10 protein-coding genes are annotated in these 13,796 nt (G+C 46.8%); 5 read left to right on the plus strand and 5 right to left on the minus strand.

What is annotated here, in order from left to right; genetic code table 11:
• Positions 1-89: 89 nt before the first annotated feature.
• Both A3860_RS27140 and A3860_RS27145 read right to left on the minus strand, forming a co-directional pair.
• A complete protein-coding gene (locus A3860_RS27140) occupies positions 90-1,058 on the minus strand; it encodes an FKBP-type peptidyl-prolyl cis-trans isomerase (protein WP_081152352.1) in 969 nt (322 codons plus the stop codon).
• A 20-nt stretch (positions 1,059-1,078) separates the two neighbouring features.
• On the minus strand, positions 1,079-2,086 hold the full coding sequence (locus A3860_RS27145; RefSeq protein WP_081152355.1) for a DHH family phosphoesterase: 1,008 nt from the start codon (positions 2,084-2,086) through the stop codon (positions 1,079-1,081).
• A 190-nt stretch (positions 2,087-2,276) separates the two neighbouring features.
• Here A3860_RS27145 and A3860_RS27155 point away from each other — a divergent pair, with 190 nt between their 5' ends.
• The gene (locus tag A3860_RS27155; RefSeq protein ID WP_081152360.1) at positions 2,277-2,693 is read left to right on the plus strand and encodes a nucleoside-diphosphate kinase; all 417 of its coding nucleotides are present in this window, start codon (positions 2,277-2,279) and stop codon (positions 2,691-2,693) included.
• An 85-nt stretch (positions 2,694-2,778) separates the two neighbouring features.
• Here A3860_RS27155 and A3860_RS27160 read toward each other — a convergent pair whose 3' ends face one another.
• Positions 2,779-3,291, minus strand: a complete 513-nt coding sequence (locus tag A3860_RS27160) for a YcxB family protein (protein WP_143774282.1) — start codon at positions 3,289-3,291, stop codon at positions 2,779-2,781.
• A gap of 41 nt (positions 3,292-3,332) precedes the next feature.
• Positions 3,333-4,292 (minus strand): TraB/GumN family protein, encoded by a 960-nt coding sequence (locus A3860_RS27165; protein WP_081152366.1) that lies wholly within the window; start codon positions 4,290-4,292, stop codon positions 3,333-3,335.
• A gap of 422 nt (positions 4,293-4,714) precedes the next feature.
• On the opposite strand from A3860_RS27165, the gene A3860_RS27170 reads away from it, so the two are divergent.
• From A3860_RS27170 to A3860_RS27180, 3 genes are read left to right on the plus strand one after another with little or no spacing between them, the layout of a single operon-like run.
• Positions 4,715-6,640, plus strand: a complete 1,926-nt coding sequence (locus A3860_RS27170) for a DUF3857 domain-containing protein (protein WP_158085372.1) — start codon at positions 4,715-4,717, stop codon at positions 6,638-6,640.
• A gap of 44 nt (positions 6,641-6,684) precedes the next feature.
• Positions 6,685-8,628 (plus strand): DUF3857 domain-containing protein, encoded by a 1,944-nt coding sequence (locus tag A3860_RS27175; protein ID WP_081152372.1) that lies wholly within the window; start codon positions 6,685-6,687, stop codon positions 8,626-8,628.
• A 45-nt stretch (positions 8,629-8,673) separates the two neighbouring features.
• Entirely contained in the window at positions 8,674-10,569 is a 1,896-nt protein-coding gene (locus A3860_RS27180; protein ID WP_081152375.1) for a DUF3857 domain-containing protein, read from the plus strand.
• 114 nt (positions 10,570-10,683) lie between these two features.
• On the opposite strand, the gene A3860_RS27185 is transcribed toward A3860_RS27180, so the two are convergent.
• The gene (locus A3860_RS27185) at positions 10,684-11,412 is read right to left on the minus strand and encodes a TrmH family RNA methyltransferase (RefSeq protein WP_081152378.1); all 729 of its coding nucleotides are present in this window, start codon (positions 11,410-11,412) and stop codon (positions 10,684-10,686) included.
• Between the two features lie 87 nt (positions 11,413-11,499).
• Between A3860_RS27185 and A3860_RS27190 the strand changes: the two genes are divergently transcribed.
• On the plus strand, positions 11,500-13,794 hold the full coding sequence (locus A3860_RS27190) for a BamA/TamA family outer membrane protein (RefSeq protein WP_158085373.1): 2,295 nt from the start codon (positions 11,500-11,502) through the stop codon (positions 13,792-13,794).
• The last annotated feature ends 2 nt before the right edge of the window (positions 13,795-13,796 follow it).

The raw sequence follows: 13,796 nt of genomic DNA on the forward strand, positions 1-13,796 counted from the left end.
AGAGTTTGCGCCCGTGCCGGGCGCACCAATAAAAAAGGTATGCTATTAAATAGCATACCCTTTTTTATTATGTTTTCCCTTCGGGGGTATTAATGACCCTGGTGTTGTTGAGGCTGGGGTTGTCCCTGTGCCTGAGGTGGCGGCATTGGCATAGCCGGTTGTTTTGGAGCTGAATCGCTTACGTTCACCACTTCAACATCAAACACGAGATTCTCGTACTGAACACCGCCAGGACCAGGTTGTGCACCATAAGCCTGGAAGTAAGGAATGTACAGAGTACCTTTTCCACCTTTTTTGAAGAACTTCAGGCCTTCATCCCAACCAGGAATAACCGCATGAGTTCCGATGGTTACATCAAATGGTGGTTTTCCGCCTTCCATATTGCTTTCAAACACTTTCATAGAAGGGAATGATTTACCGGTATAGCGGATTGAGCAATATTTACCGGAATCAACCTGAGGGCCGTTACCCGGGTCTTTTACTTCAACAAAAGTACCTTGGGGCGCCTTTTGGGTTTTGATATTGTTTTTAGCGAGGTAGTCTTCGATCTCTTTTACTTTAGGTCCTTTCAGGCTTTCGAATTTCACTTTTTGACGAGCCTGTGCCTGCTGCATTTCAGCCATCTGGTCTTTTTGGGCCAGGCTGTCGGCAGTGAATACTTCCAACACTTTAAATGATAAGATCAGTTTATCCTTTGGTTTGATGAATTCAGGTAACATACCCTGTTTTTTTGCCAGGCTGTCGGCCAAACGGATAACCACCGCACTGTCGCCTTTGCGCAACATGGTGAAGATCTCCTGAGGATCGTAAACAGGACCTACGCTGTCGACCTTTGCATAAAAAGGCATTTGATCGGCAGAGCTGCCCAGTACAGAATCCCTTAATTTATGTACGTAAGAAAGTTTTATAACATCACCCCTTTTTACCAGCGAACCGCTGCCTGATGAAATGATCTTATACATCAAGCCGCTTTTTGTTTTTTTGAACCCGCTGTTTTTACAGGCGCTTGCCAAAAACAGCACCGAAAGGGCACTTAAGAAAAGAGTTGTTTTTTTCATCTGATTATTTAAATAAAAATTTATTGTAATTGCAATTCGTTTTCTTTCATTGCGTCAATGAAATGCTGAACGGTTACTTCAAGCGAATCGCTGCTGCGGCCACCGGCGGCATTATAATGCCCGCCCCCTTCAAAATAAGTTCGCGCAAATGTATTCACGTCAAAATCACCCTTGCTGCGGAAACTCCATTTACGTTCTTCATCGCGGTCAATTACCAGGGCAGCCAGTTTAATGCCCTGAATGCTCAGGGGATAATTCACCAGTCCTTCGGTATCGCCGGTCTTGATCTCATAACGCAACAGGTCTTTTTTGGGAATGTAGATCAGCGCAGTATTGTATTCATAGAACAGGTCCATCCGGTGCAACAGAATGTGCCCGATAAAGCGGAGCCTGTTTTCCAGGAAATTATCATAAATGTTCTCATGCACCAGGGTATGTTGCAGGCCGCGGTCCTTGAGGTCGGCAACCATGCGGTGCACGGCGGCGCTGGCCGAAGGAAAACGGAACGAGCCGGTATCGGTCATAACCCCGGCATACAGGCAATCTGCAATAGCGGGCGTAATGCGGTCGCTATGGCCTGAACCGACAATAAAATCATACACCATTTCGCAGGTGCTGCTTTTGCCGGTATTGCTGACACCCCAGGTAAAAACCCCGATCTCGGGCTGCTGGTGATGATCGATCAAAATTCGGTCATAGTTACCCTGGCGAATGGAATTTGCCATGTGCTTGGTGCGTACCAGCACATTAAAGTCGAGGCAAAACACCCATTGGGCCTGTTTCAGGGCAGCTTCTCCCCTGTCGCGCTGTAATTCATAGTCTATCACATTGGCGGCGCCAGGCATCCAGTCGAGCCATTTGGCCCAGTTGGTGGGCGAAACTACGGTTACAGAGTGGCCGAACGAGGTCAGGAAATGGTACATGGCCAGGGAGCTCCCCATGGCATCGGCATCAGGTTTCTGATGCGTGGTAATCACCACATTGCGTGGGGTGGCTAAAAGGGAATATATGTCTTGTATAGGTTTCATGAAACGGCAGCAAAGTTGCGGAAATAAAGTCCAAATGCCAAAACAGTTCTAAGTTTTAAGTTCCCGGTTCCCCCGGAGGCCTCTACCGGGGTTGGGGCAGCCTGAATCAATGGGGGCTCCCGCATAATTGAACTTTGAATTTGGAACTTAAAAACTTCCCTTACTTTTGCGGCCAAAATAGAAGATTAGTATGAGTAACCGCACGTTTACTATGATCAAGCCCGACGCCATGAAAAACGGGCATGCCGGTGCAATCTTAGACCGGATCATTAAAGAGGGTTTTCGCGTTGTGTCGTTGAAAATGACCAAATTAAGCAAGGAGAAAGCCGGTGAGTTCTATGCTGTGCATGCAGCGCGTCCTTTTTATGGCGAGCTGGTTGAGTTTATGAGCAGTGGTGTTATTATTGCCGCCATTCTGGAAAAACCCAATGCGGTGGCTGCATTTCGTACCCTGATCGGTGCTACCAACCCCGCCCAGGCCGAAGCCGGTACCATCCGTAAATTATTTGCTACTTCCGTTGGCGAAAATGCCGTTCATGGCAGCGACAGCGATGAGAATGCAGCTATTGAAGGTAATTTCTTCTTCAGTGGTTTAGAGCAATTCTAATTTACTAAAAGATAAAAAGGATCACCGGTTTGTAACTGGTGATCCTTTTATATTTTATGCGTAATTTTTATCAACTCAGTTAATTTCACTTCCCACCAACATTCGCCTCCAGCATACTTCTGAAAATATTTATCCGCTCCACGTCGCCGATCATTTTTTTCTGAATAATATGTACATCAAACCTGGAAACATATATCAGAAAGAACTGCTTCGACTCTCTGAACCGGTCAATCTCGCGCCAGGGTTTTGAAAAATTGGTATTGGGCCCTTCCCTGGTAATACCCCAATGCGAAAACTGGTATAGTACATTATTGAACAGGTCGGGTCGCTTTTGGTATACCCACCAGGTTATGATCAGCAGGGCGAGCATTCCTGCCAGGGCCAAAGAGCCAATGAAAAATACAATGAACGCGGCATCCTGAAGTGTGAAAGAAAATTTGGACGTGGTCAAAAATCCCAGCAAGTTACTCGCACACGAAATGATGAGCATAAACCCGAAATACCTTCTCACCCGCCTGCTGATGAAGAAGGCATACAACATGGCATTCAGGAATTCTTTATAGGTCAGTTGCTGGCGTACCGTGATGGTGTTCTGCATGGCATCGTTAATTGTAGCTACAAACAATAAACAATCAATCCTTATAATGATTCTGTTTCTGCTTTCCTGCTTACATTCCCCATCGGCGTCACTTTATAACCCATCTTCCGCAGCAGATTGATAACGCCCTGTTCGCCGGGTAAATGACCTGCCCCTACGGCAAATAAAATGCAATGATCTTTCATGATCGCCGGCATTTGTTGTACCCAATGGCGGTTGCGGCCATATAAAAGAATGTCCATGTATTCATCCATCCCGGGATCGCTTTTATGCATCAGCGAATCCATGCGTTCCAGATCCTGCTTGCGGTAAACCTCTACCATTTCCAGGGTCACCTGTTTATAGCTTTCAATGCTGTCGATATAATTTACCAGGTCTTTCGCCTGCTTTTCATAGGGGATGCTGTCGAAAATGGAAGCCTGGAACTCGGTCGTTTCCAACCCCTTTATTTCCTTGTGGTATTGCTTGCTTTCGCGCATGATCAGCTCTTCCATTCCGTTCTTTTGTTCACAGTTCATCATTTGTTCGCCAATAAGGCTGCTGATGAAATAGGGCTTGAACCGGCTCATCATGCTTAATGGCAGGGGAACAGCATGGTTCTTAAAATAATCTTCTACCCTGGCGTATTCCTCTTTTGTGAGCAGTTCCGACAATTTTTTGCCATCGTTCATGCGCAGGTATTTCATGGCGCCCAGCATTTCGCCCAGGTTGTCCATATCGAGCTCAAAATAGATCTGGTCGGCATATTTTATTGCCATTTTCAGGGTATCGCTCAACGTGGCATCATCGGCACACAACACGTGCATGGTGCCAAAAAGGTAGCACGACCGGGTAAGGCCATTCCCGCTAATTTTCCATAACAGCGTGTTATCTAAATGATTATAAGTAGTTTCCGACTTTGAGGCATTCTCCTTTTTGGCTCCTTTGGGAGCCTGCTGGCCCAGCCCCACCACAGCCAGGGCCATAGAAAAGATCAACATACCGGCATTTTTCACTAACATATTATACTTGCTTTTATCCTACCTGATGAATATGGTTCCTTTTTTTATTATACTTGCATAAATTAATAATACCCATATGAAACCCTGCCACTCACTGTTTACTGAGCATATCCACTCTTTATTTCAGGTTGCCAACTTCGGCTTATGCCACTGAACAGCCGTCGGGGCAAAAAGCGATACGTAATTTCACAATTGCTGGTTGGGCTGCATACCCTTTAGGTACTTTCAACAAAGCTAAACCGGCTGGCTCATTTGAACGAATAAATTTACAAAATCAGGGACCAGGGAATAAACGAATCAGACAACGTTTATACCAATTTAAGAATAAGAATAATGAATAAGCCGCCAGCGTAAAAGACGTCATGGCCTTACTTGTTCTTTATTTGATATTCGTAACCATTTATTGCTTAAAGCTCCTGTACATGAAACGCTTTGTTTGTAGCTGGTTATTGCTTGCAATAGTAAATCTGTGTGCGGCACAAACTACCTTGCCTGAATTTGGCGTGATCACCCCAGAGGAAAGATCGCTGACCGAATGCCCCTTCGATAAAGAAGCTGATGCGGTAGTGATCTTTGATGAAGCTTCGGCCGATCACAACGATCAGTATAACCTTATTGTTACCCGGCGTATAAGAATAAAGATCCTGAAACAAAAGGGCACCAAATACGGCGATATCGCTATTCACTACCGGCACAAAGACGATATCCAGTACATCAACGACATTGAAGCATACACCTGCAATTACACCAATAACGGTACCATTCCCGATATCAAAAAGGTTCCAACCTCGGCTATTTACCGGCAAAAAATAAACGAGCAGTGGTCGGTGGTAAAAATTCCCATGCCCGATGTGCAGCCCGGCAGCATCATTGAATACAAATATGTTTCCACCGCAAAAAATTATAATTACCTCGACGATTGGTACTTCCAGCGCGAACTGCCTGTAATGCACAGCCATTTTTCGTTGGCAGTAATGCCGAATTATGAATTTGCCTACCGGGTATTCAAAAGCGAGCAGCTGCCCATTGTAGTAAAACAGGAAAAAGGCTCGGGCAGAATATATTTTGAAATGAACAACATAGCCGGTTTACGCGATGAACCGTTTATGGATGCGGAAAAAGATTACCTGCAACACGTGGAATTTCAGCTATCGGGCTACCAGGGCGTTTTTGGCGGTACCACCAAGTACATGACCACCTGGGCCGAAGTAACCCGCGAAGTAATGGGGCATTCCTCCTTTGGCCTGCAGCTGAACAAGAACATCCCGGTCGATGATGCCTGGATGAACAAAGTAAAAGCAATGCCGGTGCCGTTTGAGAAAATGGCCGCCATCTACAATTTTGTTTATAAGAATATCAACTGGAACGGGTTTGGCGGCATAGGCGCCGTTGACGGCGTTAAGGAAGCCTGGGAAAAAAAGAAAGGCAGCAGCGGCGATATCAACCTGCTGCTCATTAACCTGCTTAAAGAGGCCGGTCTGGAAGTATATCCTTTACTGGTGAGCGAACGCGGCCATGGTAAAGTAAACCCCGAGTATCCTTTTATTGACCAGTTCAATAAAGTGATGGCCTATGTGCTTATTGGCGACAACAAATATGTGCTTGATGCCGCAGGTCCCTACACCCCACCCTTTATGATCCCCTTCCCGGTCATCAATACCAAAGCATTTGTAGTGAACCGTAAGAAAGGCGGCATTATAACCTTAACCGAAACGGAGAAAAAAGACCAGAACACCGTAAGCATACATGCCCGCATAGACGAAAGCGGCGCCATGACCGGCCAGGCCCTCATTTTAAGTAATGAATACGCCCGGCTTACCCGTGTGCGCGCCTGGGAACGCGACCGGGATAATTTCAGGGAGAAATATTATACCGTTTACCAGGCCGGATTGAAAATGGACAGCCTGGTGATGCATAACCTCGACAACGATTCCATGCCATTGGAACAACAATTCGGTTTTTCTATTCCACCTACCGTAAGCGGCGATTATAAACTGATCAACCTGAACCTGTTCAGCGGCATTGCCAAAAACCCGTTCATCTCTGATATCAGGTTCACCAATATCGATTACGGGTGTTTGCAATCACATACAGTGGTAGAGGCCATTGAGCTGCCCGAATCGCTGAAAGTAGAAAGCCTGCCCCGGAATATCCGTATGATCATGCCCGACACCAGCATTACCCTCACCCGTATACTCAATGTGAAGGACAATTTGCTGCAGGTGAAATATACGATAGCCACCACCCGAAGCGTATTCACTGCCGATGAATATGATTACGTAAAGGATTTCTATAAAAAAATGGCCGGCATCATGAATGAGCAGGTCGTACTGAAAAAGAAGGAATAACGGCTATCGACCTTTGAAAAATTAAACCCTAATACATTTACCATATGACCAAAGTAATCACCCTGCTTGCCTGCCTGGCTATTAGCCTGGCTTCGTTTGCCCAAAAAGGTAACAGCGATGTTCCGGCTTTCGGGAAAGTTGAAAAAGCCGATCTTGAAATGAAAGATTGCGATTTTGACACTAAAGCCGAAGCAATGGTGTTGTTCGATGTAGGCGAACTGTATTGTGATCTGTCGGCCTTTAGCAGCAGTATGATATTTGAACGGCACATTCGCATCAAGATCCTGAAAGATAAAGGGAAAGACAAGGCCAATGTTCACCTGCGCTATACCAGGTATCACAATCTTGAATACATCAAGAACCTGACCGCCCAAACCTATAACCTCGATGCATCGGGCAATATAGTTACCACTAAAGTGGAGAAGCAGCTCATTTACGAAAAGACCATCGATAAATATAAGTCGGAACAGGTATTCACCTTTCCGGAAGTAAAAGCGGGCAGCATCATTGAATATAAATGGACGCAAACCTGGGCCACCTTTGATCTGGAAAACTGGTTCTTTCAACGCAGCATACCGGTAAAATACAGCCGCTACCGCATCGATTTCCCCAATGAAATTGAAGTGTATGCCACCCCGCTTTGCGTGTTGCCGCTCGAAAGCAAAAGAGAGTCGAAGGGTACCCGCAGTATCCAGATCTATTCCATGAAGAACATTCCGGCCCTGCGCGACGAACCCTATATCAGCTGCGACAAAGATTATCTGCAACGCCTTGAGCTCAGGTTCCTGGCCGTTAATTTCCCCACCCACCGCGAAAGCCTCATCAAGACCTGGCCCGAGCGTATCAAAACATTGATGGAAGATGAAGGTTTTGGGGTGCAGCTGAAAAGGAATATTCCCCGTACAGCCGATCTGGATGAACAATTGAAGAACATCACCGATCCTTATTATAGAATGACAACCATTCATTCCTACGTTCGTAAGAATATGGAATGGAACGGGTACAGTAATATCTGGGCATTAAATGGGGTTAAAGCCGCCTGGAAAGACAGAAAAGGTACCAGTGGAGAGATCAACCTGATACTGGTGAACCTGCTGAAAGATGCCGGACTGAAGGCCCACGCCCTGCTGGTAAGCACCCGCGAACATGGCATAGTGCAATCTTCCGTTGCCGATGTAAGTCAATTCAATAAGGTACTGGCCTACGTAGAGATAGGTGAAAAGATCTATATACTGGATGCCACAGAAAAAAATACGCCTTCTTATTTAATTCCCATGGACGTGATGTATTCAGAAGGACTGGTCATTGAAAAACCCGAAACCTTTGAATGGGGTTGGAAGCCCATCTGGAACGACAAAACCATTTCAAGGAATGTAGTGGTGGTGCAGGGCGCTATCAACGAAAGCGGCATTATGAACGGGAACGCTTCCCTGTACAGCTACGATTATGCCCGCGTGGAGCGTATTGAAGAAGCCAGAAAAGATAAAAAACAATTCCTGGAAAAATATTTCAGGGCTGATATGCAGGGAGCCACAGTCGACAGTCTGGAATTTGAAAACCTCGACGCCGACTCCATGCCCCTGGTGCAAAAAGTGCATTTCAAAATACCGGTAAGCAGTTCAGGCGAATACGCTTTCTTTTCAACCAACCTGTTCACCCGGTTAGAGAACAATCCTTTTGTGGCCGATACCCGGTTCTCAGATGTGTTCTTTGGCGTGAACCAGAACTACAGCATCGTTGCCAATTTTACTATTCCTCCCGGCTATGCTTTTGAGACCCTGCCCAAGAATATGCGAATGATAATGCCCGATACCAGTATTTCCATAACACGGCGCCTGGTAGCCGAGAACAACCAGTTGTCGGTACGGGTAACACTTGACTTTAATAAACCGTATTTTACCACCCAGGAATACCCCGATTTTAAGGAATTTTATAAGCAGTTGTTTGCGATCCTGAGCGAACAGATCGCAATAAAGAAAAAAGCTTAATATGATGAAACGGCCATCTGGCCAAATAAAAAATAATATACGCAGATGAAAAAGTGTTTACTGGTCATAGCCGCTTTGTATTCATTGGAGAGCCTGCAGGCCCAGGTAGGCCTGTTCGATCTGCCCATGGTGCCCGAAGCAGTGAAGAAAGATGCCAATGTTATTAAGCGGTTAGAAGATATTGAAGTTGAAGTATCGGATGTTGACAAGGTCATCCTTAAAGTGCATAAAATACTGCAAATTCAAAATGAAAAAGGGCGGTCGCAACTTTCCTTCTGGAAATATTCATCTAAACTGGTTTCGCTTGACGATGCCAGTATAACTTTATATGACCTGTTTGGCCGGCAACTGGTCAGGTATAAGAAAAAAGATATGCGCACCTATGCCTATGGCGAAGGATTGATCGCTGATGGTTTTGTAACCGGTATCGATGCAGCCGCCCCCACCTACCCGCTTACGGTCGAAATTGAATATGAGCAAAAACTCAAAACAACCCTCACACTTCCCACTTATGACATCATTACGCCTGGCCAGGGCGTCATGAAATCGAGCTATACCGTAAAAGTGCCTAAAGACATGGACCTGCGGTATAAAGAGAAAAATATCAAACTGGCGCCCCAGATCACTGATGACGGCGGCTACCGGTTGTATAAATGGTCGGTCGCCAACCTGCCGCCCATTGAAGATGAAGAAGGCGCCGTGGAGAATGGCAGCCGGTATCCATGCATATTGCTGGCGCCAAATCATTTCTCCTATTTTGGCAATGAGGGTGAATTAACCTCGTGGAAAACCTTTGGAGAATGGATCGGTAAATTGTACCAGGGCCTCGATGAGTTGCCCGAAGACAGAAAGCTCTTCTTCAAAAACCTGGTTAAAGATGCCGCTAACGACCGCGAAAAAGTAAAACTGATCTATGATTACCTGCAAAAGAATTTCAGGTATGTGAGTATTCAATTGGGTGTAGGGGGCTTAAAACCCTTCTCGGCCGATTTTACCGACAAGAAAAAATACGGCGACTGTAAAGCCCTCAGCAATTATATGCGGGCCGCCCTGAAAGCGGTTGACATAAAAAGTTATGTGGCCATCATCAACAGCGGCTACAACAGCGAGCCGGTTGACAAGGATTTCCCTTCCGACTTTTCATTCGACCATGTCATCCTGTGCGTACCACAACCCAAAGATTCCATCTGGCTCGAGTGTACCAGTTCGTTGGCCGACTTTGACGTGCTGAGTACATTTACCGAGAACCGGAATGCCCTGCTCATCACCGATGAAGGCGGCGCCCTGGTGCCAACACCAGTTAGCCAGTCGGGCGATAACCGGCTCGTGGTTACCACAACCGTAAACCTGGCCGAAGACGGTTCAGGCCAAACCACCTCCATTTTTACGCCCACTGGTGAATACAAAAAGCATCTGAACGTATTGCTGAGTGAAAAGAAAGACGACCAGAAGGAAGCCTTCGTTTATGGCTATGGTTTTAAACAACCCGACGATTTTGAATATGTAAAAAAAGACAGTACAGGCCAGTATACAACGGTGCTGAACATGGCCATAGAGAAAATTCCGGAGTTCAGGGCCGGCAACAAAATGTTCCTGGCGCCCCGGTTATATAAATTCTGTAGAACGCAATTGCCCAAATATGAGAACCGGAAACTGGATTATTATTTTCACCACCCGTATATTCTTATAGACACCACTATTTTCAAGCTGCCGGCCGGCGCCTCTGTAGAAGCACTGCCTAAGCCAACCGAGCTGTCCTGCACATATGCTACGTACAGCACCAAATACTGGTACAATGAATCGGAAAAAGCAGTGTACTCCACCGCATCCCTTACCCTGAAACAGCATAAAATTCCGGCCGCCGCCTATGCGGAGATCAAAAAAATGTTCGACGATGTGCTGATGGACGCCACACAAAGGATAGTGGTGAAGAAGGAATAGAATTCAGTTACCGGTCGCCAGTTACCAGGCAGAAAACATGAAAAGCATAATTACCTGCAGGAATACTGAAATTTAGGTCCTGGTAACCGGAAACTGGTAACCGGGAACCTGCAACTATATAATATGCGAAAGAATTATTCCCGTCGCAACCGCTGCATTTAATGATTCAGCCTGCCCATGGCGCGGAATGGTGATGCGGTTACTGCACAGGGCCAGTACTTCGGCACTGATGCCTTTTGATTCATTACCTATAATAATAATACCTTCTTTAATGGCTGGCTGCTGGCGCAGATCGGTTCCATTCAATACGGCCGCGTAGGCCGGCAAACCCTTAGCCTGCATCAGCCATTCGGTCAAAGAACCATAGGCCACCTGTACCCGCGCAATACTGCCCATGGTAGCCTGCACCACTTTGGGGTTATAGGCATCGGCACAATCGGGGCTGCAGAAGATCTGCGATATGCCAAACCAGTCGGCACAACGGATGATAGTACCCAAATTCCCCGGGTCCTGAATGGTATCGAGCATCAGGGAAAGTGTATTTCGTTCAGGCCTGTTCGCAGTAAATACTGGTTTTTTAAAAATACCCAGCACCTGGTTGGGCGTTTGCAATAAGGATATCCGTTCCAGTTCTGATGCAGAAATTTCGGTTACCGCAACGGCCAGTTGCTGGTGCTGCCCTTCAATCCATTCTTTAACGGCATACAATTGCAGTACCGGCAAGCGGGCACTTAATAATTCGTTAATTAGCTTCGGACCCTCGGCAACAAACACCCCTTCGCTATCTCTCAATTTTTTGTGGCTCAAACTTTGAATATATTTGACCTGAGATTTAATCAACATTGCATTCTGTTTAAACAAAATATGTCTTTAGCCCGGCAAGTTACTGCATTTAGATTGGTTCACTGGACAGCGTATTGCGCTTTCGTTTTGGCGTCGATAATTTCCTGCACAGTTCCCAGAAAATTCCAGCAAGGCAAACCCTTTGTTTACAAGACGATCATTGATATAAAGGGCAATGTGCCCGATAAGCCGCAGCTGCTGGAACGGTTGCAGAACCAGCTCGACGACAGCCTGAAGATCCGCGTTATTTCTTACGCCGGAGTACGCCGCGAAATACTGAAACCGCCGGTTTTTGATACGGCCAATATCGACCGTTCCCGCGTTTTTATGACCGCCCTGCTGCACTCGCTGGGGTATTTTTATCCTGAAATACGCGACACCTTTCATATAGATACCGTATACAAGCAATACCGCACCCACATAAAGTTCACCGTTACCCCCGGCAAGGTATTGCGCCTCGATTCCATTGGTTATGCCTTCCGCGACCCCGAACTGCAACGGCTGGCCCTGCGCCAGCAAGACAAATCGGGGCTGAAAAAGACCGAACCTTATACCCTGCAAAAGGTATCAGACGAAATGGACAGGTTGCTGACGGTATTCAAGAACAATGGCTATTACAAGTTGAATAAAGAAGATATTTATGCCGAAGTGGATACCGTGGTAGCCGCTTTGATTGACCCTACCCTCGATCCGTTTGAACAGATCAAGTTGCTTGATTCGTTACGGAAGAAAAGAGAGAACCCCACCATCAACGTAGTGTTCAAACAACACCCGGTAAAAGACAGCAGCCGGTTGAAAAAATATTATATCGGGAGTGTGACCGTGTTCCCCGATGCCAGTTACCAGGAAGAATTTGATCCGAAGCTGCATGATACCGCCACGTTGAAAGGATACACCTTTATTTATAATTCCCGGCGTTTTAAACTGCCTTTTTTGGCCAATAACGTTTACCTCAGGCCGGGTTCATTGTATATACAACGGCGCTATTTTCGCACCATCAATAACTTTACGAGCCTCGGCGCCTGGTCGAACGTAGAAGTGGAAATGGTAGAACGGTTCGACAGCAGCAGGCCCACGCTTGATGCAAAACTGCGGCTGTACCCAGCTCCCAAACAAAACCTGAACGTGTCGCTGGAGGCCAGCCGCAACGTAAGCGACATCCTCACCACCGGTCAGTTGTTCGGTGTAGGGTTGAACGGCCGCCTGTTGAACCGGAATGCCTATCACGAAGCCATTCAAACAGTGACCAGTGCCCGGTTCGGCATTGAGTTGGGATCACAGTTCATTCAAACCCTGCAGGCAAGCCTGGCACATACCATCAGCTTTCCCCGGTTTATTACGCCCTTTAAAATAAAGACCGACAGCCTCATTAACCCGCGCACGCTGTTAAACCTGAATACCGCCTATACCGACAGGCTGCTGCTGTTCAAATCCCGCTCGTTCAACGCCTCCTGGGGCTATGAATGGGTAAAGGGCCGCCGCCGGGAAGATCAGGACCTGGTAGGGCAAAGATGGCGGAAGACCTGGCAATGGATCCCCTTAAATTATGAATATACCGATGTATTAAAGACCGATAGCCTGCGACACCTTGAGAACAAGATCAGCTCATACCGGTATGCCTTTAACAACGGGCTTATCATGAGCCAGGTGCTCAGCATGAGCACCGGGGTTGAAAAAAACAATAAGCTTTCCGTGCTGCGGGCGCGGATAGAATCGAGCGGTGCGCTGGTCGGATTCATAAAACGGCTGGAAGAGGGCTCCCTGGCGCGGTTTGTAAAACTGGACGGTGAGTTTAAACATTATATCAATCATCCCCATGCTTCCTGGGCATTCCGGGCATTTGCGGGTTATGGCCTGGTGTATGGGAAAACCAAAGATTCGTTTGGAAATATCGTCAACGAAAATAACCTGCCTTTCTTCAAAGCCTTTACAGCCGGCGGTCCGTACAGCATGCGGGCATGGCCCATCAGGCGGTTAGGGCCCGGTTCATCGAGCCTGTACCCCGACACCAGCGGCATTGACCGTTTCGGGAAAATGCAGCTTGAGTTCAACACCGAATACCGTTTTAATATTACTACCATTGCCGGTATAAAAGTGAACAGTGCGTTGTTTGTTGATATGGGGAATATCTGGAGTACTGAATTTTACCCGGGTACCAATACCAAGGTGCCGGAGGCCTCTTTCAAACTCAGCCGCCTGTATAAAGACCTGGCCATTGGCGCCGGCAGCAGTTTGCGGTTCGATTTTGATTTCTTCCTCATCCGGCTCGACTGGGCCTATAAGATCAAGGACCCGCTTTATGCCAATTTAAGCGATGGGTGGCTTCATGATATAAGGATCCTGAATGGGCAGTTTCAACTGGGAATAGGCCATCCGTTCTAATT

The organism is Niastella vici (genome assembly GCF_002077945.1).
GTDB classification, from domain to species: domain Bacteria; phylum Bacteroidota; class Bacteroidia; order Chitinophagales; family Chitinophagaceae; genus Niastella; species Niastella vici.